Raw genomic sequence first — 25,195 nt, 5'->3', positions numbered from 1 at the left:
CGAAGCCAGTTACAAGGAGAAGCCCTTGAAAAAAGTGTTATTGGTTGTGTTCGCGATCGCAGTATTAGTTATATTTACGTTTACGAGTTCAGTTCTTGCAGCCGAAACGTCCAATGGTGCTCAAATTTTTAAAGATAACTGTGCTTCTTGTCATATAGGTGGAGGAAACATCCTTATTGGCGAAAAAAATTTAAAAAAGGAAGCTTTATTAAGTTATCTGGAAAATTTTGAAACCGATTCCATTCAAGCGATTGTTTATCAAGTACAAAATGGTAAAAATGCCATGCCTCCTTTTAAAGGAAAATTAAGCGAATCAGAAATTTTACAGGTTGCTGCTTATGTTTTCCAAAAAGCCGAACAAGGCTGGTAAAAAAATCCTCTGGCTTACACACCAGAGGCTATCTTAATCGGGAAGCAAAGGTTTATTTTTATTAGTGGTTAGTTGTTCACCACTAACCACTAACCAACTTAACGATTCTCAAGCTGTCTTTTTTCTCGAATTTGGCGTAATTGCCGTATGAGTTTGTTTGGTTCATTAGAAGCTGAAGGCTTGTTGCTCTCTTCTTCCTGCGGTTGCGATGCTTGTTCTTGACTGGCTTGAGAAGTCGGTGCAGGCTGCTTGATAACTACCTGCTGTGGTTGAGATGATTGTTCGCGATCGCTTTGGGGTATTGTTACGGGCTGCTCGATCTTGGCTTCGCGTCGAGACGCTTGCTGGGGATTGGCTGGTAATACTAACGGAGTCCGCTTCAGAACCACTTCTCGATTGGTTTGTGTCACGGCTGCTGCTTCATTACCTTGAGGACGCAAACCACTGGCGCGATTGGTTTGGGGTTCTTTAGAAGATCCCTGTAAATTGACTCTTTGAGATTGACTGACGTTATCTTCTTGTCGTTCTTGAGGTAATTGAGGATTTAACTTTGGCGAACGCAAACGCTGAATAAGATTCTTTTGTGGATTGGAAGATGCTTGTACGGGAGTGGTTTGAGAGGGAGCAACGATTTCTTGAATCGTTTCTGGTTTGCTAACATCACTGTCGGATCTAAAAGCGATGTTAAATGGGTAAAATTTTGGTTTGCCGTTTGCTGATGTCGGGTTGTTTTGAAAATATTCTCTGATATATTCTCTCGCAGCCGTTTTCATCTCAGACGAGATTGAGTTATTGCGAAAGTTGATAGATTCTACTTGACCTTGGCTGTTGATCACCAAATCACCATCAACATTGCCTTCTTGAGCAACTTTTGAATTAACTGTTGCTGATATAGGCAGTCGTGTTTCGATGTTTGGGTATTGCCCTTTGATTTCCAAAAAGCGGTCAGTCGAAGAAGTTGTGCGTGATAACATCTCCCGAGATGCCACGGATGGCAATCCAGGCACTTTTACACCAGATTCTTGTTGCGGCAATTGCTCTATTTGAGGACCCAAAGCTATATTATGTTCAGCTTTTGGAGCTTCGCCAAGAGGAATGAGTGGTTTATAAGGGGAGGCGCTAGATACTTCCGTTCCTGGCTGTGTCGTTTGTGATGCCACGTTTCCATCTGCTGGCATTGGCATTTGCTCGGGAGTCACAGGAGCACCATTGTTAATCATCTCCTGTTGCTGCCTCAAATTAGCCGCTTGTACTGGAGGTACACTGTAAGGAATTGGAGAGCTAGTGAGGGGCTTAGCCTCGCCCAAGCTTACCCTTGGGTTTTGGTATCGAGGAAAAGGTTGTACTTGTTGACTGTATGAGGGTCTAATTTGGAAATCCCTGCTTGAGGCAATTTTTACAGACTGACTTTTTGGGAAAGACGCGATCGATACGTTAGTTGAGCTTGGTAGAGGAGGAATTGTCAAATTGCTAGCTGTTGCCGTTGGCGGTGGCAAAGGAGGTAATGCTGGAGTTGATTGAGGCAGCAAATTTGGTGGGGGGACTTGCGGAAGTATCGCCGCTTGAGTTGGGAGAGCGATTTGAGGCATGCCAGTTTGTGGCAAACGGTTCATTTCAGCCTGGTTCAACTCAACCAGTCCGACTGTTTTTGGTTTTGATGTTGATTGTTTGGAGCTAGATTCCATTGGCATCAACGGCATAACAAAAGCAATCACACCGTGAATGCCAAGAGAAGCTAGAGCTGCTATCCCAGTAGGCTGGCTTAAGAATTCTGGTATATTTTTCAGTAGGGAAACGTAAGACATAGCTATTCTCGTTCACTCGGCTCGCTTGGGATTATCTAGCAATTTTATATAGATCTAATGAAAAAAGTAGGAACTTTAAGTATCTTCCTCTACAAATAGTAACTTCTTAACAGAGACCGATGACCAGTGAAAAGTAGAAATCTCTATTTTTGTATACGACGTACTATTTTACTAGAAAGTTGCGCCTGTGGATACACCGACTGAAAGTTTGGGGAGTAGGGATCGGGGGTGGGGGGTTAAGGAAAAAATTAACGTTCTATTCCCTACTCCCCGATTTCAATTGCCGACCTTCACTATCAGCAATGAAAAGTAAGGTAACTTCAAATTTGGGCGATCGCTCAGGTCTGAATGTACAACCATATCAGGTAAAGTTGCCCTTTCAATTACCCAACTACTTTTTAGCAATCCTTTCTGTTGCAATATTTGCCACACTTGCTCGTATACCGAACTGACTTTTAGAAGTACGACAACATCTGCCCAATCTAAAACTGTTTTTAACTCTTCTACATTATAGATTGCTGGTAACACGACTAGCTTTTGTTGTCGAATAGTCAACGGTAATCCCAACACCGATGCTGCTGCCACGGGCGAACAAACACCTGGTATAAATTGTACTTTTGCCTCTGGATATTGCTGTTGTATTGTCTGTGCTAAATAAGTAAATGTACTGTAGAAACTGACATCACCTTCACAAGCAAAAGCAACATCTTGACCAACTTGTAAATATTGCCAAACCTGTTCTGCTGCTTTCTGCCATGCTTGTGTCAAAACTTTTAGATCTTGTACGTAAGGAAATGTTAAAGGTAGCAACAATTGCTCCGAACTCAGCCAAGGAGCCACAATTGTTTGTGCCATTCCTGCTTTATCCTGCATTCCTGCAGGGAATGCGACTACCGATGATTTTTGAAGTAACCGGAGACCTTTGACAGTAATCAGTTCTGGATCTCCCGCCCCTACGCTGATGCCGTAAAGAGTGCCAATCCTACTACTGACCGATAACCAACGACCAATGACCATTATCTTTAAATATTTTTAAGATTCTTAGATACAATTTAATAAAAATAAACATTTGTTGAAAAACAAGGAGTACGAGAACCATGCAAAGTACTCAGTTCGATATGGTTCTGCGGCGAATAGCAACAGTATTGTCTGTAGTCATTATTACTTTGACTATCATTGGTGCTACAACGGGCATTTTGCTATCTTTTTACTACGAACCCGCAGCAGGTAGGGCTTACCAATCATTGAGAGCGATCGACACTCAATTAAATTACGGTTGGTTGTTCCATAAAGCACACGCTATTGCAGGGAATGCAGTCATTGGGGTTTCGCTCATCGAGATCGTAATTCTGTTTGTCAGCAGGCAATTTACCAAGAGTTGGTTGACTGCTTGGATAAGTGGGATTTTGTTTACTCTCAGTGCAATCGGTTTGGGCTGGACGGCAATGATTCTCTCTTGGGATCAAGAAGGATTTTGGCGTTTTAGCATTGAACTGGGAACAATTGAGGCTATCCCCTTTATCGGTTCTTTATTGAGAGATATTTTGACAGGTGGTGCAGGAATTAGCACTGTAACCGTGCAACATTTGTACACCATTCACAGCTATATTGTCTCAGTGGCTGCTCTGGTGCTGGCTGTGGTGCATCTAGCAAGCGTGCTTTGGCAAGACAAGCAAACTTACAAAAAAGCAGAAGTTATTGAGAACAATAACTTACCACAGCAACCAATCAATGCTCAAGGTTAATGAAATTTCAAGAGGTAGGAGCATCGCTGGTTGAAAGTTGAGCTAAATTTGTTAGCGGTATTTCTTCAACCTCAGATAACTTTTCTAACGAGAGGCGAGTTGATTGCTTGCTACCGGACAAGCGTTTTAAAAGGCTTGGTCTGGGGTCGTGTAATAGGTAGATAATGCGATCGCCTACAAACCATTCTTGAGAAGCTGGCATAACCTGAATGCGCTCTTCTCGTTCTACCAAAAGCGGTACTAACTCGCCTCCCCCAATTAATCCTTGTAAATGCTCTTGCTGGCGTTCAAAATCAGCAGCACTGAGTGTTGTTGTGCCTAATTTTACCCGTCCGTCATTGAGGTAGTCATTCCAGGTTTTGATAGATAAATCTGAAAGGAAAGCTTGATTTACCTTGTTTTCTTTGACTGTTGTCGTTGCTTGCGGATCGCGAGGAAATACTGCTAAAACTCGTGGTGGATCGAACTCCTCAGCAGCGCGTTGCGCCAAAACAAAATTGACTTCGCCATTGCTAGTCATTGCTAAAAAAGTTCCTACTGAAGCGAGTCCAGCCTCTTCTAGGACCCCAGTGTCTAGAGCGCTACTAGCAATCACCCTAAGATTTTCTGCTTCTGCTTCAAGACAGCGTTGTGGATCGGTATCAATCATCACCACTTGTTCGCCCCGTTCTTGAAACAACCGAGCAATTAACAAACTCAAAGGATTGCAGCCAACAATCACTGCTCCAGTAGCCTCTGTTGAGGTAATTTGCAACCATTTGGCAACCCAGCCAGCAGTAAGTCCTTGGCAAACCACTGTCATGATAATGGTGAGGAACACCAATGCTTTAATCGCCTCACCACCGTTCACACCTCGTTGTGTCAGCAGAATTGCGAATAAGGATGCAACCGAAGCAGAAACAATTCCCCTTGGAGCCACCCAACTGAGAAATAGCTTTTGTCGCCAGTTGAGACCGCTATTCCAGGTACACAAGAGGATGTTAACCGGGCGGACAACAAACATCAGGACCAACACCGTGTACACACCGCCCCAACCTAAAGCAAACAAACTAGCAATAGATAGGTCTGCGGCAAGCAAAATAAATAAAACCGAAACACTCAGAATTGTCAGTTGACCTTTAAAGCGTCTCAACAATCTTTCTTCTGGGACTGAAGAATCTCCAAACACCACCCCGGCGACAACAGTTGCCATCAATCCCGATTCGCTGATAGCCATTTGAGACAAAGCAAATAAACCCCATAAACCTGCTAAAACGACTAGGTTTTTGACCTCAAATGAGAGAAAATTGGCTCGTTTGCAAATAAAAGACATCAGCCAGCCGCCGGTTGAACCAATAGCGCCACCAATGCTCAAGCGCATCATCAGGTTGCTAGCAGCTGAGACAAAGTCAGTATGGTTGTTAAGAATTGTGTTAAGTACTACGACAGCAAGAATTGCTCCTACTGGATCGACTAAAACGCCTTCCCCTTCCAACAAAGTTGCAACCTGTCTGTCAACATTGACTTGTTTGAGCAGGGGACTAATAACAGTGGGACCTGTGACGACTACTAGAGAAGCGAAGAGAAAAGCAATAGGCCACGGAAATTCACCCAACCAGTGAGCTGCCATACTACCACCAAGCAGCGTGATTAGAGTTCCGAGAGTGACAAGCAATTGAAGGCTAGACGAAACTTTACCCAATTCCTGTAGATCCAGATTCAACCCGCCTTCAAACAAAATAACTGCCGTTGCTAGGGCGACTATAACTTCTAACCCAGTGCCTAGCATATGGGGATGCAATAGCCCAATACCATTAGAGCCAAGCAGGATGCCAAACAGCAACAAAAAAACGATGCTGGGTACCTTGAGGTATGCAGCCAGCACTTGAGCGCTAATACCTGCAAAGACGGCTATTACCATCTGCAGGGTCATGTCAAATGATGCTTCCATGTTGTAGATTTTGACCGATATATTTCAAAATCTCTTATCAAGAACAGTATAGTTAAGTCGGTTGAGCGCAGTGTCACACCAGCTGTGTCTTGGTAAACCAGATATTTTTTTTATACTTAGTCTGATATGGTACTCCATTTTTTGAGTTTTGTTGCAATGGCATTGAGAATTGGGGGATGGGGAGATGGGGATTGGACGTGAGGCAAACGGAAATTTTTTCAAAAAATCTGTTGACATCTAAAGGAAAAGCCGTTAAATTAATAAAAGTGTGAAGCCAAGCGGTGACGCAAACGCGCCCCCATCGTCTAGAGGCCTAGGACACCTCCCTTTCACGGAGGTAACGGGGATTCGAATTCCCCTGGGGGTATTTAAAAAAAGCGAAAATAAAAATTAAAGAAGCAAATGCCATTTTACGGAATGGCATTTGCTTCTTTGCGTTATGTAGTTTGCACGCGGTGACATATAGCAGCCAAATTCAAGCGCATATCATTGCTCAAGCGGCGTTCGATCAACCCCACTGGCATGGTTAGTTTGGGCCAAATCTTAACGGTGTAGCAAAGACGAGTTCCACTACCTTCGCTTTGGGAACAAGGCGTTAATTGCCAGCTACCGGAAAACTCTTTAAAATCTCCCTCTACCATACGAAAATTAATTTCTTTGGGAAAATATTCCTCAAGATCGAGTACGACACGCGCACAAAAGTTGATGTTGAGAAATCGTTGAGCGCCAACTTGTTCTAGACGAATACCTCCTTTTGGGTGTTTTAGCAAACAACTTTTGGTAAGGTTGGGAACAAACTCAGGTAACGCTTCATAGTCTGTCAGCACTTTCCACACCTTATCCACTGGATGAGGAATTTGAAGCCAAGCAGTGATTTGTCTCTGTCGTTCTGTGATTTTCTCAATTTGAACCTCTACAGATTGCAAAGCAACCGCATCAATCTCCGAATCTAGTTGTTGACTGGTGTCTTCGCAAGCAACTACATCAAATTCTTTTGGGATGTTATGTTCTTCAATCACTTTTACCAATTTATGATTCGCTATCGTTAGAAAATTGGGGCAAAGTCAAACTAAAGCAAATTTTACTCAAGCTAGACTCCTCAAGTGGCTTGCTTTCAACGGCAATCTCGCCACCTAGGTGCTGAACCAAAGATTTTACCAACGCAAGTCCCAAGCCAGTACCGGGAGTCCATCTTCCCTTACCCCGACGGAACTTATCGAAGATGTAGGCAGCTTCTTCTTCAGAAATGCCACGTCCCACATTAGTTACCTTAATAATAACCCGATCGACTTGTTGGTTAACTTCGTGGCTGGCTTGTATGTTGACAACTGTTTCGTGCTCTGAGTACTTATAGGTATTTGTCAATAACTCTTGGAAAATTCTGTCAAAACTCTCCAATTCTGTCTGTATCGAGAGAGGCTCTTCTGGCAAGTTTAGGGATATAGCGATCCCTTTGTCTGCTAGTTTCTTCTCGAAAGATGCAGCTATATCCTGAATTTTTGTATTTAAATCTATTGTTTCTAGTTGCGGGCGCTCTGGATCGTTCTCCAGTCTTTGGAGTGTCAGCAAGTCATTAATTAAGTTAATTTCCTTATTACACTCTTCTTCTAGAATATCTAGATATTTCACTTGGCGATCTGCACCAATTCCAGGTTGGCGCAGCATACGCAATGCCATACGCATATTCGTTAATGGGTAGCGCAGGCGATCGCTCAAATTGCTTAAAAATTCATCTTTAAGTTCGTTGAGTTCTCTGAGTTGCTCAACGTATTGCCGAGTTCTTTCGTGCAGTTTTGCTTGTAGTTCCAAGCTACTTTGTAGTTTTGCCGTGCGCTCATCTACCAACGTTTGGACTTGGCGCAAAGTCTGGTTTTGGATGATGGCATTGCTTAATTGAGCGCAAATCATCTCCAATATATTGAGTTCTGAGGATTGCCAGCTCCGAGCATTTGCTTGCTGCAATACCATAAATCCCAAAACTTTACCCTGAATTTCTAATGGCATTAACAGCATTGCGGGCAGTGCTTCCATTGCGAATACTGAAGCTACTGTTGAATTATCTCTTATATCTGTACTATCATTAACGATTACAGGTTTTCCGGCACTGACAAAAGCACGCTGGCACAAACCACAATCGGAAAGGTAAAAAGAATTTTCCGAAGTACCCGATTTGTTTGTTGGAGCGCCTTCTTTGTCCCGGCACCACTCACCCACAACGTTTGCTTTCGCCTTGGGAATTTGTTTTTTTGAATTATTTCTAATAGATAGTGGATCTGTGTATTTCAAAAGGATCAGCAAACCCCTATCTGCCCCTAATGTTTCGGCGGTAGATGCTAATGCTAACTGGAGCATTTGATTTAATTCCCAGTTGCTACGACTGAGTATCGTTAATTGCTTGATTAAGTTTTGGTGCTGAGCACAAGTTTGTAAGTATTTGTGTTGGCTGGCAATTTGCTGTACCTGTACCACGTGGGAAAATGCGATCGCACAAGAAGATTCGACAGATTGTAGCAATTGTTTTTCTGATTCAGTCCAACTGTAGGGCTGTGACTTGATCAAGCTAATTACACCGTTATTTTTACCACCAAACCGGGTAGGGATTGATAAAACGGCTTTTGCGAGCGGTAAGTACTGACATCCATGGACCAGACTTTTTTGAATTGTCGCAATATCTTCTATCGTTATTGGTTCAGAAGCACATTCCATCACTGGTAAGTCCAACTGTTCCATCGCTGTAAATACTTCTTCTGAGGGAAGTAAGCCTGAGTACTCTTTAGCGTGCCAATTTGCACTCATGACTTCATTCGATACCTCAGTTGGTACCGTTACCAGACAACAGCAATCTACATCAAAGACAACTCCCAGAACTTTGGCAATTTCTTGCAGCATCATTGTTGGAGTCAGATCGCTGGCAATGATTTGGTTAAGTTTTTGTGCCAACTCGAAGGCAGGTTCTTCCTGATGCTGCATCAGCTTGACCGAATGTTGTTGTTGCTTTTCTATATCATCATTTGGGCGCTTTAGCGACGATGATAAAGGTTTGTTCATTCCTAGCACACTCTTGGACATTGACCCCATTTTCTTTTTACAAAATCTTTTAGCACATCATTCCTCGATCTCTCTGCTGCTGCACCCTAACGAACCTCAAATCTTTCCCTCACCTGTTATAGCCCCTTTCTATTTCAGATGACCAAGTTTCCGGTATGTTAAACAAATTTCTAAAAAAGTAAAAAATATGAAAAATATATTAAGATGCTTCAGCAGAATAATTGTTGGCTTTGGTGTACCTCGATAATTGACTAACTTGGACTTAGGATATCTCGCTTGTAACTATATATAAACCGTAATTTCTCTAGATTTGGAGCAAATGCTTCTTAAAGTATTTCCGCGCTAACACTGAGATGAAAAAATGTAAAAACGTAATATTTAATTCATATTCTCTAGATTCATTCCAGTACCTCTATTCCAGGATTTTACGAAGAAAACTCTTTTATTACCTGGTTTTATCAAAGAAAACCTCAATGTTTTCCACAGGTAAAAAAATATTTTTTCAAGTCTTTTTATATAACTCCATATACTTCATAGGTTCTTTATTTTTAAACAGAGGAAAATGTTAGATTATGTTAATTTTTTTTAAAAAAATCCTGTGACAGCAGAAACTACACAGAACCTTTAGCCTTTTCCCAATAACATTTTTTACCACTAATTTAAATTACTTATATTATAAAATAAAATAATTAATATAATTAATGTATTTAAAGAGAAAAATGCAGCCCGGTTGCCTGTGAGGAGTGCAACCGAGCTGCATTTAGTGCCACAAAAGTTTAATCGGCGACCAAACTTTCGACACTCAGAGGAACCATTTCGCCATTTCTTGTTAATCCTAATAACATTGGTTGTTTTGGTTGTATCAATTGACCGGTGAGCACACAGCGCTCTTCCTGTTGTGCTGTGGCGGATATGCTGGCTCGAATATCAGAGCGCGAAAACCTCGGCTTCCACTCACCCGACTTCTGCTGGACGTAATTCCAAAGGATATCTCGGATTAAAGCCTGATATCCCTGATTGCCAGCTAAGTCTTTTAGCTTATCCTTCAGTTCCCGTTCCAAACGGATGCTGGTAACTTCCATATCGGTGGTTGGGGTGCGAGCGATAGTATGCATCATTTTTTCTCCTTAAAGTATGGACAGGATAGTAATACAAGTGTAGTATGTTTAAAGGAATGTTCAATAGGTGAAATTTTCTGTGATATCCATTTACCCCATCTCCATCTCTACTTCCTCGCATGCTGCCAACTCCCGATTTAGTTGGGAATCAGCCGCCGTGGGAGTGGAGTATTTATTTATGGGGAATAATGGTAATCCAAATAAATTGCAACACGAAGAGGGCGATAGTGATTCAAGATATGCCAGCATTGGTGTACTGTACGCAGCACCAAAACTAGACAAAGAAAGCGGGAGGTACAGAGACCGGGAAACTGTACCGATATAAGACCAGAACGACAAGAAGAAAATGGTCAAATTTCCAACCCCCGCTTCCACAGGATAAGAAGCGGGGGTTTTTTGATGAGGAGTCAATCCGTGACGAGCGCAATGCAAGTTCTAGAGCAATCCTTGGTGGTGTTTTCCCAAAATTACTCACCATTGTGTTGGGTAAATATCAAGCGGGCGATTGTGCGGCTAGTAACAGACAAGGCGGTTTTGGATAGATGTGCAAGCAAACCTGGAGTAACAGGAGAGCATGAGGAATGCTGAAATTAACATACACCGAATCGAGCTTTTACATGGAGTGTCTGGCTCAATCGCTGGAAGAATGGGTAACTCAGCGAGTTATTCTCGCACTCCGAGTTGGTCAATGTTTGTGCGTTGAACCCAGCACGGCTTCCTTTTTGCTTCCTGTTGATTTACCAGGAGTTGAGGGACTTAAGGCGTCTGTTGTTCGCGAGGATAGCGAGATGATTGCTCTGTGTTCTTGCGATAACGACTATATAGAAGTCAGCCTGCGAGGTTCCTGGCTTTCTGATGGTTCTGAGGATGCTGATGGCGTTTTTGTGACCGCAATCAGCGATCGTTCTGAATTTTTTCTTCACAAATTGTGGCAACAAGCTCAACAGAGGGCTTCTGTCATGAGTGAATAATCTGGGGTGGGCATTGCCCACCACTATATATTTCGATCGTACTAAAGAAGGACGGGCAAGTTTCACAGAAAAGAACGGGCGAGACGCCCATCCTACAAGAATCAAGATATTTCTACAAGCTTATACTACACATTGTTACAAAGTAGTCCTCACTTCAACATGGGACAAGCGTGACGAAAAGCAATGCATTGTAAAACAAAACTGAATTGTTAAGTTTTGATGACTAATATTGGTGGATAGAAAATGTGCCTTAGAGATTCACATAACTTGTGACGCTTGGGTTTTGAGATATTGGATTAACCAAATCTTGACGAGTCTGTAGCTTTTCAATTTACAAAATTATACTAACTAAGCTAGGATTGCCATTATAATGATACACTAATACGATGTCATTACCGGACTATCTTTTCAAGCAACATATTGATTGAAGAGTTAGCTTTGGTGAGACTTCTTACGATATTGCTTTAAGTCATTCAATGCTTTCGCACATCTGCCTGTGGACAGAATGTGTGTGGGAGTGATGAATTGACAACTGTGGTTTCTGCTTAAATAGTGGTTGGGAAAACTCAAATTCTCTACACATATTGCTGTCAATAAAAATTTAGAGATTTCTTGAAGATACTTCAGAACATATAGAAAGTCTGAGAAAAATCTTACAAAAATCACTTTTACCTTGGCACTAAGAAAGTCTTAAATAATGTATTGCCAAGGTAATTTGATTGAGTTTTTAACTAATACAGAGAATAAGCAAAATACAGCGATCGCTTGATAGCAAAAATATTGTCATACATATAGTATTATAAGAAAAATAAATAGAATAAAAATCAGAAAAAAGAGAATAGAAATCAGAAAATTATGATAATAATGTATTAAGCAAACCAGTAAATAAACTGTTTGCAGAGCAACAAAACGCTTATTTTTTTAACACCCAATCGTTACGCAATCAGGTTAAAAAACAGATGGAATGGGAAGCTTTGCTACTAGGAATCGAGCCTCTTACTGCTATTGCAGTTGGACTTGGTGCAGTGGTTCTTGCACCTGTTATAAGTTCAGTGGGGTCTGCTTTAGGGCAAGATGGAGAAAAGCTAACTGAATCTATAACAGAATCCACACGAGAATTAACGAAGAAAGGTCTCGTATGGGGATTTGAGGCAGTAGAAAATGCCCAAGTTGTCTTTGCTCAGGCAGAAGAGTCATTTCGAGATTTGATAGCAGATGCAAAGGTAGAGCACGTACAAAGAAAAACTGTTTCTGAAAAAGTGGAACCCCAACACGTAGAAATCGTATCAGAGTAACGTAATCGATTCGATACAAATTCATAACTGAAATTATCGGTAACTATTTCTGCATGGTTGTTTGGAAATAAGTAATTTCCAAGCATCCAATGTTTGTATAAGTTTAACCCGATAAATTTTCAGTTGCAATTTAAGCAGAAAGGTAAAATATTGAGGTTAGACGGACAGACTGTGTATGGCTCTTCTCATCGAAATTGATACAGTCGCTCGGCACATTCATCTGTAATGTGTCGGTTGTTTCATGTGAGCCAAAATGAATGGAAAAATAACGCAAATTTAGGAATGTTAACCACAGAAAAAGACACAATTCAGTCTTCTGAAAACGAACAAGTGAGTTATCGAATTCTTCACAAGAACGAGCAACGTTTGCGGATTGAAACACCCAGAGTTGCATATGACTCAGAGTATTGCCAAACTCTCAAGCAGGTTATTGAGAAACTAAATTTTGTCACTGATGTTCGTATTAATCCTGCGGCTAGATCGATTTCGATAGAGTTTAGAAATCGGGATGTTGCCAGTAGTTTGATTCAGGAGAAAATTCTCAGATGTATTGAGTATGTCAGTGTTTTAGAAACTTCAGAAAACGTTGACTTTGTTAGAAATGATGAGACATTGTCAAAAACTCAATTTTCTGTGTCAACGACAACACAAGTAGTCGGGTATGAGGTTGTTCATAAAAATGAATGGCATATAAGGATAAACATTCCTCGACTGGCAGCAGATTCTGACTATGCTCTCAAGCTCAAATACCTTGTTGAGTCTATTGACGGAATCGCTGATGTACGTATTAATGCATTAGCTCGATCGCTAGCGGTTGAGTACGAATATCAAGCAGGTGCAATCGCGCTCGCACAAGCAGAACAAAAGCTATTTGAAGCGATCCAACAAGCTTTGAACATCGAGCTGGATTGGGAACTTGTCAATAGCTCAAAGCCAGAAAAAGACAATCAACATGAGATTGATTACTGGCAAAGGCTGGGTCCATCTGTACTGAGTCTAGTCCTGAGTTTTGGTGCCTTAATAGGCTTGCCCTTCCCTGGTTTTCTCGTGTCGGCAGCGATATTTTTTGCTGCTATTCCAGTTTTCCAACGAACAGCAGAATACATTGAGAAAGAACGCCAACTCAACATTGATTTCCTTGATGCTTTAACAATTAGTCTTCATACTTCCCTAGGCAATTACTTTGCTCCAGCATTCATGTTAAGCCTGATAGAAGGGAGTGAAGTGATTCGAGACATGACCGCACGCAGTACCGAACGAGCTTCTTTAAATTTACTCGATTGTTTGGGTAAGTACGCTCTAGTAGAACGTGACGGTAAAGAAGTGCAAATCCCAGTGAAAGACATTTTAGAAGGCGATCGCGTCGTTGTTTATCCAGGCGATCAAATTCCTGTAGACGGTCATATCATACGTGGTACAGGGCTGGTAGACCAATGCAAACTCACTGGAGAGTCAGTTCCCGTAACTCGTTGTGAAGGTGATGAAGTTTTTGCTTCCACCTTACTTGTAAATGGAAACCTGTGCATCTTAGCAGAACGCATGGGTAACAACACTCGTGCAGGTGTGATTGTATCGCTCATGCAGTCTGCTCCAGTGCATGATACTCGTGTAGAAAACTACGCCGCAACAATCGCAAACAAGGCTGTATTACCCACTCTTTTGGTAGGAACAGGCGTTGGTTTAGTAACTGGAGATTTGAATCGAGCGATCGCTTTGCTGACTTTAGATGTAGGAACTGGTATTAGAGTCTCAGTACCAACAGCAATTCTCTCAGCCCTGACTTACGCAGCTCGGAATGGAGTTTATATCCGTAGCGGTCGAGCTATTGAAATTCTTGCTCGTGTTGACACTGTTGTCTTTGATAAAACAGGAACGCTTACTCAAGGACACGCTAAAGTAACAGGTGTAAAACTCACTGATGCTGGAAAATCACAAAGAGAAATACTGACTCTCGCTGCTAGCGCCGAACAGGGATTGACTCACCCAGTTGCTGAAGCAATTGTCCGCCATGCCAAAGAAGAAGACATGGAGCTTTATGAGTGTGAGGAATGGAATTATCGAGTCGGACTCGGTGTCTGTGCCACCATCAATGGTATGCAACTCCTTGTTGGCAGTCATCGCTTAATGGCAGAAGAAAACATTAGCCTAGAGTACTTGGAGCAGCACTACCCAAATATCAAATCAGGTAGTAACTCCTTGATTTACGTAGCAGGAAATGGGCAACTGCTAGGAGTCATCCTATATAGCGATCCACCTCGTCATGAAAGCAAAGATGTCATAAAAGAACTCCGCGAACAAGGCATTAGCCCTTATATGTTAAGCGGTGATGTGACAAGAGTGGCAAAAGCGATCGCATCCGATTTAGGCATAGATAGCAATCAAGTCTACGCTGAAGCCTTTCCAGAACGAAAAGTTGAAGTCGTGAAAGCAATTCACGACAGTGGTAAAACCGTTGCTTTCTGCGGCGATGGCATTAATGATTCAGCAGCACTGGCTTATGCAGATGTTTCCATTTCCTTTGCAGGTGCAACTGATATTGCCAGAGAAACTGCAGATGTCGTATTGATGGAAGATGATTTGAGGGGCTTAACCCATGCTATTAAAGTTGCTAAGTACACAATGGATGTTATTTGGCAAAACGCACTCATTGTAGCCGTTCCCAACATTAGTGCAGCAGCGGCTGGCGTACTCTTTGCCCTCGATCCCGTACTGGCAATTATTATTAACAATGGTTCAGCACTCCTAGCTGAATTAAATGGCTTGCGCCCGCTTTTAGGTCCTGGCGGTTTGGCTCCCCTCAGCAGTTCTCTAGATGCTACGGATTTGGTTGAAGCAGAAAATCGATTGCATACTCATGTCAATGATACTTCTCTTCACGAACATGAGTTAGTAAAAACCTCTGAATGGAATGCCTCTCATTCAAATCAAACCGTTGTTTCCAGCGTCCAGGTTGCTGAAAGTGTAGCAGTTTAAATGATTTAAAACTTACAAAATGGCAAACAAAATCTCACCGCCTCAAAGCGCTCACGGCTTAAAATCAAACTGTCTATCTTTTGGAGAAGTTCTAGCTCAATCTTTTGCTGTCATAGCACCCACCACAATTCCTGCTTCAAATCTGGGCTTAATTGTTGCGCTTTCAGGGAACGGAACTTGGTTGAGCTTTCTTATCGGTTTGGTTGGACTAGTACTTGTCAGTATCAATATCAACCAATTCGCTAGTCGTTCGGCTTCACCTGGTTCCTTATACTCCTACATTGTTAAAGGGCTTGGATCGATAGCAGGTGTCATTTGTGGTTGGAGCTTAGTGCTGGCGTATCTATTTACAGGGATGTCAACTTTATGTGGTTTTGCTAACTTTAGTGGAGCGCTCATTGGTCAGTTGGGTATTCATCCCTCTAGTATTACGCTATTGGCTTTCGGTGCAGCAATTGCTTGGTATGCAGCTTATAAAGATATCCAACTTTCTGCAATAGCAATGTTGTGGATTGAAGGATTATCTCTTCTGCTAATAACAATCTTATGTCTTATTATTTGGTCAAAAACAGGCTTTGCACTCCACATACCTCAATTAACCCTACAAGGAGTATCTCCTGGTAATATAGCAACGGGATTAGTGCTGGTGATGTTCGCGTTCTCTGGTTTTGAAAGTGCTACGAGCTTGGGGGATGAAGCGAAAGATCCATTGAAAACAATCCCCAGGTCTGTCATTGGTAGCGCTATTCTGGCAGGTATATTTTTTACCTTCACAGCTTATGTTGAAGTGCTGGGTTTTAGTAACGCTGGTGTCTCGATTACCAAAAGTGAAGAGCCTTTAGGTTTTCTTTCTCAACAAGCAGGAGTTGGTTTTTTGGGAGTACTCGTTGCTTTTGGTGCTCTGTTTAGCTTTTTTGCTTGCGTCCTTGGTTGTATTAATCCTGCCGCTCGGATATTTTTCCTGATGGCACGACACGGACTGTTTCACTCGAAGTTGGGATCGGCACACACATCCAACAAAACACCTCACATAGCAGTGACAATGTGTTCTTTTGTGACATTTTTGGTACCTGCTGTTATGTCCTTCTTTAAAGTGCCTTTGTTTGAGAGCATGGGTTACTTGGGAGCTATGTGTAGCTACGGATTTTTAACTGTGTATGTTCTGATTTCAATAGCGGCTCCAGTTTACTTGCACAAAAAGAGAATACTTCGTCCAGTCGATATAATGTTCTCGATACTGGCGATCGCGTTTATGATTATCCCCATTGTGGGCAGTATAGGTATTCCTGGAAGTAAGATGTTCCCAGTTCCAGAAGCTCCTTACAATGTTTTTCCTTATCTGTTTTTATGCTACATAACAATCACTTGTGGCTGGTTTTTAAAGAAGACTTTCCGTTCTCCCAAACTTGTTTCAGAAATGCAGCAAGGAGTTGATGAAATTCATGCTAGATTTGGAGATTTAGAAAATTGAGGAGTATGTACCGATGCTCTGTGCTCTCAATCACACGGGAAAAACAACATTTCAGGGTCTGATGAAGCCGATGCGGACAATCCAAAACTCCACCGAATACCTGATTTTTCCTGACTCCAGGTTTGAAAAGCCAAAACCCCTTTATCTGCTTGGGCATTAATCGTGCTACTTGGAATCTGCCACAATTTTTCTAGCTGAGAAGCCGTTAAACCTGTTGTTACTTGTGGTGGGTTGCTCGGAACGTTATCGTTATCTGGCTGATTTTGCTGATATGGCTTCAGAATTGGCTTTTTAGTTGCTTGTTTAGTTGCTTGGGACTCTAGATGGTTTATGAGTCCCGCAACATCAGCAATTTCCTTACTGACAGACTCACCAATGAATCCTCCCGCTCTTGACATTACCTCAGAAGCAATTCGTTCTCCTATAGAGCCAAGCAATAAATGACCGAGCGCACCTCCAACAATCTCTCCAATAAACTCACCACCTATCTTGCTAGCTAGTTCTTCAGTTTCTACTTTTTCTACTTGTCTGGTGGAAGCTTTAATAAATTTTTGATTTTGCTGGTACAGATCTCCTGAAACTGCTTGCTCAAAACAACCAGCAATCTTATTCTGAACAACCTCATTTGAGATATTATTGGCATCGTAACGGATTGCAATGGAAGCAGCTTGGGGATTAAACCGCACGCGGACAACAGAATCAAGCGAATTCAGTAACTGCTCGAGTTTTTTTGCGTACTCTAGATTTTTTTTCAGTTGGGGAACGCTAATGCGGATGCGCCCTGGGGTAGCGTGAACGATACTATATTCTATATTTGATAGGGACTTATTCATATCTTGCTCAACTAGCATCACAATTAGGTAAAGATTTGAGCTGGAGATTAACAGTCTTGTTTTGTCCAAACATCTCTTAACATCACCAATATATACTTGGGCTTTTAATAAAAACAAATATTTTTAATTTTGAATTTGATAAATAAATTTTATGAAAGCGGGGTTGTTAGTTTTTAGTTGAGGAATATCAACCTTTTGCGTAACAAATCACCCGCTTGTATATAATTGTATTTATGTAGATTAAGAAGACACAGCCTCAGGCATTCATAGCCCAAAAGCAAATTCCAGCCAAAATTAAAAACGGTGTTCCAGGAAAGAAGGGGATAATAACCCCTACAATACCAATGACTAAACTTACGGTTCCTACAACTCCTAAAACCACTTTTTTAAGTGAATTCAAAACTTCAGTCATTAACCTTCTCCCTTGCTTGAAAATTACACGTATCAAACAATTGTTTCATCTTTATCATATCACTTGATGTTTGATTTTTTCTTGACGTGTAAGTCTTATATGTTATACCAAATCCAATACAAAGCAATTAAGAATATTAGTAGGTTGGATTTCGTTTCTCAACAATAAAAACACATTTTGATTTTTTCACAAAAATCCATGTAGTATTGATATCAAACTCGCTTTCATCAATCTTCTTTGTTAAAGGGCTAGTATCAATCATTTGGTGAAATTATAGAAAATATTAATATATTTCTTTAGATAGAAGACCAATGATATTTTAAGAAATATAAATAAATTAATATTTTTTATTTTAAAAAAATAATTAAAGTCTCATATAAAAATGTAAAATTAGATTTATTTATCTAGGAGTATATGAATCTAATTTATCGATTTTGAATTGAACAAAAAACAATATGACAAAGCTTTTATGATGCTATCAAGCCAGACGATAAACTCTCTTGACTGCTTAACTCTATGAGTAAAAGAAAATCTATATAAGTAGAGAGGTGCAAAAAAATAGAATTATGTAACGAAAAGTAAAGTTGCCTAAAAACCCCTTCCCTTCTGCCATCTGCCTTGTCATGACGACAATTTTTAATACCGACCTACTTATGACTTCCAGAAATTTGTCTAATTCAACCCAAAATTTGCAAGTGACAACCTTACATTCAGTTAATGGTACAGCAGGAAATCGCGAAATCTCGTATAGTATCGCTCATGCGATTCCCGGACGCATTCGTTTTTGTATTCCCAAAATAGCAACAGATTCTGACTATGCTGAAAAACTCAAAGCAATAATAGAAGAATCTAATTCTGGAATTACGGATGTTCGTATTAACGAGAAAGCTGCATCTATTGCCATCACGTATCGACCAGATACTATCTCAGACGACCAAATGCGATCGCACCTACTTAATTTGATTCAAGTTGCTCCAGATACTGTCCAGCCACCAAAAGTTACGGCGAGACCACTTCTAGGAGCCATTTTTGATGCTCTGATTAATTTCATAGACAGTATCCAAAATATAAATAAAGTGCGTACAGGTATTCAGTATGGGCGGTTTAAGACTGACTTTTGGAAGAATTTACTGTCTAAAACAAAAGCGATGACACAAAAGCTAAAGTCAGCCGTTATGTTCGTGTTACCTAAGCGAGAGCAAAAAAAAGCAGGGCATGATGTTGTTTGAGTTGAGACTTTTAGCATAAAATAGAGAGCGTAGCAAAACATTAGCTTGCACTCGTAACTACAAGCGATCGCTAACAAATCCACTAAAAGGGTACAAATTGGGTCTGTCTCTAGATTGATTTATTAAAGTTAGAAGTTCATTCTTCAGGTCGATACATAATCCACTGCTTTCGTATTAGAAAAATAGTAAGCTAACCCATATCGAAAGGTTCCTTGAAAGTTGCAATATGAGATCGGGTAAGTAGAAGCAATATATAGAAAAGCTTTGAGCTTTTCTTCCCAGTGAGGATTGCTGAGTGACTACTTCTCAAAACCCTTTCAAAGGACACCAATTGTAGTCAATTGTAGTTAACTATTGTGGTATCCAAAATTGACGGCAGATAAGTATTTATACTGTACTTGTCTGTTTGTGTTTAAAACCACGCATACGTGATTTTTGGATAACCTAAATCATTAGGAGGATTTAGATGAAGAAAGTTGGTTTTGATTTATCTATGCTACGCCCAGTACGTTTTGTAATTGCAGCGATCGCTTGTACCTTGTTGTTTTTCTCTAATGCTTTTCCTGCTGCTGCAACAGTTGGAACTAACACAAGCAATCCAAAAGAGGCTACAACACAGTTACTAGAAACCCAAAAAAGAACTGATGAAGCCTCTGCAAAACCACCTCTAAGCGCTGAAGATCAAATTGAGGCAACAAAGGGTGGTGGATTAAATGAAATTCAGGGAACAGCCGATATTGAGAAGCAGAAGCGTCCTGAAAATTCAAGCAACGCTACAACAGTAGAAGATGAAGTGAAGAATTTGTTAGACAAGGTAACCGGTAAGAACTAACATAACATTTCATACTTTTTACTGAATCTGGATACTTTTTTTGAAATGCATTTCAAAAGTAAATAGCGGCTTAAAATATTAGGTTTTGAGTCGTTGGTTAAAGACTCTACCAATCTTACCAATAGGATAGGCATCTTGATAGCTGATTGCAAGATGTCTATTTCTATTTATATAGGGCTTACACATATAGCAGTCGGTGTAAGCGGACTTAGCTTGTATAGTCGCGGTTTCAATCGCAAATGTATTTTTTCCAAATTGGGATGCTCCCGGTTAATTAGGCTTGCAACGCCTGAAATCCTAAAAATACCGTGGAGTTGCGTAAGCCCCGTTATCACGATCCTTCCTTAGATTGATGATGATATGGAATAAAAGTTGTGAACTTAGATAAAGAAGATAGCTGAGGGACTCCAAGTCATGCGTAAGTTAAATATTGGTTTGACAGAAGAGCAACGTCAAGGTGTTATTGAGTTGCTAAATAAAGATTTAGCAGATGCCTACGTACTTTTAGTTAAAACTAAAAAGTTCCATTGGGATGTTGTAGGACCTCAATTCCGTACTCTTCACGAACTTTGGGAAGAACAATATCAAACACTCACTGAAACTATTGATGCTTTAGCTGAGCGAGTTCGGACTTTAGGCGGATACCCAGTTGGGACTTTGCAAGGATTTCTAGATATTGCCACTCTTAAAGAAGAAGGTGGTAATGTACCTACAGCGACTGATATGGTGGCTCGATTGGTAGACGATCACGAGCAAATTATTCGTAACTTGCGGGAACACATAGATCGCAGTAGTGAGGACTTCCATGATGAAGGAACTGCTGATTTCTTAACTGGCTTGATGGAAGGACATGAGGAAATGGCTTGGATGCTGCGTTCTTTCATTGAAGGACAGTCTATTCAAGCTGACGGTTCAAATAGACTCGAACAAACAAAAACTCCTGTAGGTGTATAGGAAAGGTAATCAGTCAGGGCTACTAGGGTGGGTGTGTTTTTAAACGACTCGCTTAGCCTCCTAATTTTTGAGATCCCCCTCAATTCACTCCACGTGCTACAAGTAGAGAAACCCGGATGTCAGTTTCCTGGGTCGGACTAACCCTCCTACAGAATTGGCTTCCCTTAAAAGGGGACGAGTGAAGATTTGTCCCCTTTTAAGCAGGGTAGGGGGGATCGAAACCACAAGAATCCACTTGAGAAGACTTGTGTGTACGCCATAGCTTCTTCCCTCTAGGGAGCCCTACCTTTGCCAATTAGCAATCCCCAATCATCAAAGGAGTCTCTTAATGCCAGAACCATATAAAGCAGAACGTACTATCTCAGCAGTTGTTAAAGATCAAAATCAAGTTAACGATATCATTCGACGTTTACTGGATCGAGGTGTATCGAGAGACCACATCTCGGTTATGGGTAGAAACTTTCAATCAGAAACCCGAATAGCTGGTTTCATTAGTAAAAGAGATGTCATTTTAGGAGGATTGAGAACGGGAGCGATCTTTGGCTCTTTATTTGGTTCTTTCCTAAGCTTGCTGACTGGTGTTGGTGTACTGTTTATTCCTTTTGTCGGTCCAATTGTTGCTGCAGGTCCTATTGGTGCAATATTATTAGGGGCTGCAAGTGGTGCGATCGCAGGAAGTGCTGGTGCAGGTTTAGTATCCGTCTTAACTGCATTGGGAATGCCAGAAGACAAAGCAGCTATTTATCAAACTCGCTTGCAAGCTGGGGAATTCTTAATCATGGTAGAAGTTCCTGCTGAACGATCGGGAGAGTTTCAACTTCTACTGCAAAGTGCAGGTGGCGAAGAAGTTCATACAATCGAGCAAGCCTTACCTCGTGCATGTACTGGTGGTTGCAACAGCCCGGAAGATTTGTCTCCAGAAATTCGCTCTCATCTTTCTAGTGAAGCTCAAGGCACATTTATTGAGCGCTACAACACTGTCTTCAAAGAAACAAACGATGAATCCAAGGCCGAACAAGCTGCTTGGGAAACAGTTCATCAGCGGTATGATGAAGACGAAAATGGTATTTTTTCTAAAGTGAAGACGACTGTTTAGTAAGTGGTTAGTTGTTGTTAGTGCTAAAGCATACCAACTAACAACTAACCACTTTACGGTAATTTATAACTAGCAACTCTTATAGTTAACTGACCTTGTCGGGGATCTCGGCTAAAAATAAAAGCTCCTTTCTCCGTTTCATTCGTAGATAAAAAATCTATCTGAATATCCCCTGCTTCAGTCACTTCACCATTCATCCGTAACTCAGCAATAACCTGAATTGACTCTGCTGTTTCTCCCCCTAGATTCACAACTTCAAAGGGAACATAAAATTGTCCGTTAACTTGTCGAATCTCTTGCTTTTTGCTCACAGAAAGAACAGGAGGTTCTTGCTTATCGTTTAGCCAAGTGTAGCATACTAAACTAACAACCACTGCTAAGATAAATGATGCAACTCCAAAAGTAACCCATTCCGCCAGACTCCGCTTTGGATGCTGTTGTTCTTTTTCGGAATCTGTAGGTTCGTTTATCTGTTGGCTCATACAGCTAACCTTCCTGCTGCGCCTCCAATAGTGGCTGGTAAGCCTAGCAGCAGCGTATGTTCCAACCAAATTGTCCAAGGATCGTTTAAAGTTAGTTGCTGAAAGAACCACAACATAAATGTCGCTGCTAGCAGTGAAACAAGGTAAGACATGACAGTTTCACTTATGGGTCGTTGAAAAATTCCTTTTTGCTGTCTGCGCTTTTGCTGATTGGAAAATCCTGCTTGAAACACAATAGCGTAGGAAATTACTAAGGATGAAGCAATAATTAGCAGTACCCAAGGTGGAGACACTGCTGCTGCTAACATTGGAACCTCGTCTGTAGGTGCGATGTTAAAAGCAATGACAGTTGCACCAATTAAGGTTGCACCAATATCAGCAAGAGTAGCGCTTAATTCTTTGGAGTTTTGACTGTTTTTGCTGTCTGTTTGTTCTCTTGCATCTGTATTGCGCGTATCTCCTAAAAAATGGTTAGCTAAAGCTACACCCAAAGTAAATGGGACACTTTCAAAAATAATTTTACCTAAAGCTTCTTTCAGAGGTATTGTCGGTGTTATTTCTTGCAATAATATCAATATAAAAGTAGAGCAGAATATCCCGATCGCTATAGCTTCTACTGTGTCTGTTATTGATTGATAAGGCGGGCAATTCCGCTTGGGTCTCTTAAAGCCTTCTGTACGATTCAGTAAGAAAACTACGACGAACATAAGTGCTATAGCCAACATTACCACTGGTGGTTTTGCCCGTGACCCAATCCACCAAACTTCCATTGTATAAAGCAATGGGATACCAAATAAAAATCCTCCACAACTACCCCTGATGATGTCATTAATTTCACGTACACATATTTTTTTCTTCCGACTTTTTGCAAGCACCATAATACAAGTTTAATTCAATTTTTGCAGGCAACCTGTTCTAGATGTACGCGGACTTTTTTAGGTATAACAATTCTATTTGAAATCCAAACAAGGGAGACAAGGAAGAGGTGTTTGTATATCATTTAAAACTGCTATATTAAATTTTTCTGTCTTATCTTAACCTCAATAAAAAAATATTCGGTTAATTTGATAAATTAATTAACCGAATATTTTGTATCTTACGCTCATGTTATGATGATTATTAAATTTTTATGATAAATTTACGGCTAAATGACCAGTAACCTATAGGGTACAAGCCCCTAAATTTGTTTATGAAAAAGAGAATACAATTTATTAGTCAAACCCCATCTTTGTAAATATAGGGATAAGTTTGTCACTGGTCACCGATCGCTACTAAGCAGCACTACGAGTTACTAATCCCCACAGGAAGATAGCAATCATTGCTCCAAGAATTGCTACAAGTAGACCGGGAATACTCAAGCTAGCTGCAGCAAATTGTAGGGTTCCTGTTTCCAAGAAAGTTACTAAAGCACCTCCGATGAAAGCACCAACAATACCAAGAATCATTGTTGCCAGAATTCCACCACCTTGACGACCGGGATAAATGGCTTTGGCAATTGCTCCAGCAATCAGACCTAGTACTATCCAAGCGATGATGTTCATAACTGAAATTCCTCTTGTCTTAATGATTTAAAAACTAATTTATCAAAGCTAATTAGTTACCTCTTCTATCACAAGTTCAGTGCTTGTTCTGTCGCAAGAGTTATAAATATTTTTGTTAGTGGTTAGTGGTAAAAATGTTTATAAAAGTGGTATGGGGTGGACATATTATGCCCACCCCAGTTTATGGAGACTCTATACTCTCAATTGTGTATTATCTTGTAAATTTTAGGGCAGACTGTTCCCCATCCTAAGTAATAGTTAAATTTAACTGAAAAACATGGCAGAACTTGTCGAAAAGTTCATTGCTCCTCATCAGTTTTATGCAACTAGCCCGGAACGGAGAGCACGAACAGCCGCCTGAGTACGGTCATCAGCGCAGAGTTTATTCAGAATGTTACGGACGTGGGTTTTGACTGTCCCAACTGTGATATAAAGTTTCTCAGCAATTTGTCCGTTACTGCATCCGGCTACGATCAACTCTAGAATCTCTAGTTCCCTTTGTGTTAGTGGGTAGGTTTCTAAGACTTGCTCGTACTCTGAAGAGAGCGCTTCTATTTTGACGGTTTTTGGTTTATCAGTAGGCTGATCTTCAGGTAACCCTTGGCGCATTTGACGCAGTACAACGTTTGCGATCGCCGGATCTATCCAGGAGTTACCCGTGTGAGTAGCTTGGATTGCCTCAGTTAGCTTATCGATGCTAGTATCTTTCATGTAGTAGGAGTCTGCTCCTGCTGCGAAAGCAGCTAGTACTGCATCTTCTGTGTGCTCCATCGTCAGCACAAGAATTTTTGTGGACGTGTCGCCTGTTTCTGCTTGCCATTGCCTAAATCTTCGAGTTAGCTCGATTCCATCTATATCGGGTAAACCAATATCTACAACAGCAACATCTGGTTTAGCTGTTTCTAATAGTTTTAATCCTTTACTTGCATTTGGTGCTTCGCCAATAACTCGAAGTGTGCTGTTAGATTGTAATGCAGCTTTCAGCCCCATTCGTGTTAGGTCATGATCCTCAATAAGAACAATACTAATTTCGCTCATCGCTACACTCGCTCGCTCCTGATTGCATCTGTCTATAGCCGACTAAAACGCA

General features: G+C 41.0%; 23 protein-coding genes, 1 tRNA gene and 1 pseudogene. 13 read left to right on the top strand and 12 right to left on the bottom strand.

The genetic code is table 11. The annotated features are described in order from the left end of the window. Positions 1 to 25 precede the first annotated feature (25 nt). Positions 26 to 370 carry a cytochrome c6 PetJ gene (petJ, locus tag AB0756_RS26910; protein ID WP_038085372.1) on the top strand — a complete coding sequence of 115 codons (345 nt, stop codon included), beginning with the start codon at positions 26 to 28 and terminating at the stop codon, positions 368 to 370. A 98-nt stretch (positions 371 to 468) separates the two neighbouring features. Here the strand turns inward: petJ and AB0756_RS26905 are convergent, their stop codons facing one another. After that, complete coding sequence (locus AB0756_RS26905; RefSeq protein WP_050045260.1) at positions 469 to 2,175, bottom strand: hypothetical protein; 1,707 nt, start codon at positions 2,173 to 2,175, stop codon at positions 469 to 471. A gap of 276 nt (positions 2,176 to 2,451) precedes the next feature. Further along, positions 2,452 to 3,192: a precorrin-2 C(20)-methyltransferase gene (locus AB0756_RS26900; protein ID WP_050045259.1), complete on the bottom strand. Its 741-nt coding sequence runs from the start codon at positions 3,190 to 3,192 to the stop codon at positions 2,452 to 2,454. A gap of 80 nt (positions 3,193 to 3,272) precedes the next feature. Between AB0756_RS26900 and AB0756_RS26895 the strand changes: the two genes are divergently transcribed. Continuing rightward, positions 3,273 to 3,920: a cytochrome b N-terminal domain-containing protein gene (locus tag AB0756_RS26895; RefSeq protein WP_038085379.1), complete on the top strand. Its 648-nt coding sequence runs from the start codon at positions 3,273 to 3,275 to the stop codon at positions 3,918 to 3,920. Between the two features lie 7 nt (positions 3,921 to 3,927). Here AB0756_RS26895 and AB0756_RS26890 read toward each other — a convergent pair whose 3' ends face one another. Beyond that, positions 3,928 to 5,850 carry a cation:proton antiporter gene (locus tag AB0756_RS26890; RefSeq protein ID WP_050045258.1) on the bottom strand — a complete coding sequence of 641 codons (1,923 nt, stop codon included), beginning with the start codon at positions 5,848 to 5,850 and terminating at the stop codon, positions 3,928 to 3,930. A 294-nt stretch (positions 5,851 to 6,144) separates the two neighbouring features. Between AB0756_RS26890 and AB0756_RS26885 the strand changes: the two genes are divergently transcribed. Continuing rightward, a tRNA-Glu gene (locus AB0756_RS26885) sits at positions 6,145 to 6,217 on the top strand. A 70-nt stretch (positions 6,218 to 6,287) separates the two neighbouring features. Here the strand turns inward: AB0756_RS26885 and AB0756_RS26880 are convergent. The 3 genes from AB0756_RS26880 to AB0756_RS26870 all read right to left on the bottom strand — a co-directional run bounded on the left by AB0756_RS26880 (position 6,288) and on the right by AB0756_RS26870 (position 10,013). Beyond that, positions 6,288 to 6,869, bottom strand: coding sequence for an SRPBCC family protein (locus AB0756_RS26880; protein ID WP_038085465.1), 582 nt, complete (start codon positions 6,867 to 6,869; stop codon positions 6,288 to 6,290). A 10-nt stretch (positions 6,870 to 6,879) separates the two neighbouring features. After that, a complete protein-coding gene (locus AB0756_RS26875) occupies positions 6,880 to 8,898 on the bottom strand; it encodes a sensor histidine kinase (RefSeq protein WP_167844736.1) in 2,019 nt (672 codons plus the stop codon). 776 nt (positions 8,899 to 9,674) lie between these two features. Then, on the bottom strand, positions 9,675 to 10,013 hold the full coding sequence (locus AB0756_RS26870; RefSeq protein WP_017746024.1) for a ribbon-helix-helix domain-containing protein: 339 nt from the start codon (positions 10,011 to 10,013) through the stop codon (positions 9,675 to 9,677). Between the two features lie 82 nt (positions 10,014 to 10,095). Between AB0756_RS26870 and AB0756_RS26865 the strand changes: the two genes are divergently transcribed. The 6 genes and pseudogenes from AB0756_RS26865 (at position 10,096) to AB0756_RS26840 (ending at position 16,726) form a co-directional block, all read left to right on the top strand. Further along, positions 10,096 to 10,341 carry a hypothetical protein gene (locus AB0756_RS26865; RefSeq protein WP_336604380.1) on the top strand — a complete coding sequence of 82 codons (246 nt, stop codon included), beginning with the start codon at positions 10,096 to 10,098 and terminating at the stop codon, positions 10,339 to 10,341. Between the two features lie 53 nt (positions 10,342 to 10,394). Beyond that, a pseudogene (locus AB0756_RS26860) lies at positions 10,395 to 10,547 on the top strand (HNH endonuclease); the annotation flags it as partial. Positions 10,548 to 10,597: 50 nt separating this feature from the next. Continuing rightward, positions 10,598 to 10,987 carry an alr0857 family protein gene (locus AB0756_RS26855; protein ID WP_038085387.1) on the top strand — a complete coding sequence of 130 codons (390 nt, stop codon included), beginning with the start codon at positions 10,598 to 10,600 and terminating at the stop codon, positions 10,985 to 10,987. A gap of 959 nt (positions 10,988 to 11,946) precedes the next feature. Beyond that, entirely contained in the window at positions 11,947 to 12,282 is a 336-nt protein-coding gene (locus tag AB0756_RS26850; protein ID WP_038085389.1) for a hypothetical protein, read from the top strand. 282 nt (positions 12,283 to 12,564) lie between these two features. Continuing rightward, positions 12,565 to 15,255 (top strand): heavy metal translocating P-type ATPase, encoded by a 2,691-nt coding sequence (locus tag AB0756_RS26845; RefSeq protein ID WP_063779452.1) that lies wholly within the window; start codon positions 12,565 to 12,567, stop codon positions 15,253 to 15,255. A 19-nt stretch (positions 15,256 to 15,274) separates the two neighbouring features. Beyond that, the gene (locus AB0756_RS26840) at positions 15,275 to 16,726 is read left to right on the top strand and encodes an APC family permease (RefSeq protein WP_038085391.1); all 1,452 of its coding nucleotides are present in this window, start codon (positions 15,275 to 15,277) and stop codon (positions 16,724 to 16,726) included. Positions 16,727 to 16,752: 26 nt separating this feature from the next. Here AB0756_RS26840 and AB0756_RS26835 read toward each other — a convergent pair whose 3' ends face one another. Together AB0756_RS26835 and AB0756_RS26830 are read right to left on the bottom strand one after the other, a co-directional pair. Beyond that, the gene (locus tag AB0756_RS26835) at positions 16,753 to 17,577 is read right to left on the bottom strand and encodes an HMA2 domain-containing protein (protein WP_137986118.1); all 825 of its coding nucleotides are present in this window, start codon (positions 17,575 to 17,577) and stop codon (positions 16,753 to 16,755) included. A gap of 238 nt (positions 17,578 to 17,815) precedes the next feature. Beyond that, positions 17,816 to 17,971, bottom strand: coding sequence for a DUF454 family protein (locus tag AB0756_RS26830; protein ID WP_137986117.1), 156 nt, complete (start codon positions 17,969 to 17,971; stop codon positions 17,816 to 17,818). A gap of 653 nt (positions 17,972 to 18,624) precedes the next feature. Here AB0756_RS26830 and AB0756_RS26825 point away from each other — a divergent pair. The 4 genes from AB0756_RS26825 (at position 18,625) to AB0756_RS26810 (ending at position 22,082) form a co-directional block, all read left to right on the top strand. Continuing rightward, entirely contained in the window at positions 18,625 to 19,200 is a 576-nt protein-coding gene (locus AB0756_RS26825) for an HMA2 domain-containing protein (protein WP_038085472.1), read from the top strand. 466 nt (positions 19,201 to 19,666) lie between these two features. After that, a complete protein-coding gene (locus AB0756_RS26820) occupies positions 19,667 to 20,032 on the top strand; it encodes a hypothetical protein (RefSeq protein ID WP_038085392.1) in 366 nt (121 codons plus the stop codon). A gap of 414 nt (positions 20,033 to 20,446) precedes the next feature. Next, positions 20,447 to 20,986, top strand: a complete 540-nt coding sequence (locus tag AB0756_RS26815; protein ID WP_038085396.1) for a Dps family protein — start codon at positions 20,447 to 20,449, stop codon at positions 20,984 to 20,986. Between the two features lie 328 nt (positions 20,987 to 21,314). Then, complete coding sequence (locus tag AB0756_RS26810; RefSeq protein WP_038085398.1) at positions 21,315 to 22,082, top strand: ChaB family protein; 768 nt, start codon at positions 21,315 to 21,317, stop codon at positions 22,080 to 22,082. Between the two features lie 53 nt (positions 22,083 to 22,135). Here AB0756_RS26810 and AB0756_RS26805 read toward each other — a convergent pair whose 3' ends face one another. The 4 genes from AB0756_RS26805 to AB0756_RS26790 all read right to left on the bottom strand — a co-directional run bounded on the left by AB0756_RS26805 (position 22,136) and on the right by AB0756_RS26790 (position 25,143). After that, positions 22,136 to 22,564, bottom strand: a complete 429-nt coding sequence (locus tag AB0756_RS26805) for a TIGR02588 family protein (RefSeq protein ID WP_038085400.1) — start codon at positions 22,562 to 22,564, stop codon at positions 22,136 to 22,138. Then, positions 22,561 to 23,442, bottom strand: coding sequence for a TIGR02587 family membrane protein (locus tag AB0756_RS26800; protein WP_038085403.1), 882 nt, complete (start codon positions 23,440 to 23,442; stop codon positions 22,561 to 22,563). The genes AB0756_RS26805 and AB0756_RS26800 overlap by 4 nt, the downstream gene beginning before the upstream one ends. A 393-nt stretch (positions 23,443 to 23,835) precedes the next feature. Further along, positions 23,836 to 24,105: a GlsB/YeaQ/YmgE family stress response membrane protein gene (locus tag AB0756_RS26795; protein WP_038085405.1), complete on the bottom strand. Its 270-nt coding sequence runs from the start codon at positions 24,103 to 24,105 to the stop codon at positions 23,836 to 23,838. A 318-nt stretch (positions 24,106 to 24,423) separates the two neighbouring features. Continuing rightward, a complete protein-coding gene (locus tag AB0756_RS26790) occupies positions 24,424 to 25,143 on the bottom strand; it encodes a response regulator (protein ID WP_038085408.1) in 720 nt (239 codons plus the stop codon). Between the last annotated feature and the right edge of the window lie 52 nt (positions 25,144 to 25,195).

The organism is Tolypothrix campylonemoides VB511288_2 (assembly GCF_045999855.1).
GTDB classification, from domain to species: domain Bacteria; phylum Cyanobacteriota; class Cyanobacteriia; order Cyanobacteriales; family Nostocaceae; genus Scytonema; species Scytonema bouteillei_A.
This window is presented reverse-complemented; position numbering and strand designations above follow the sequence as displayed.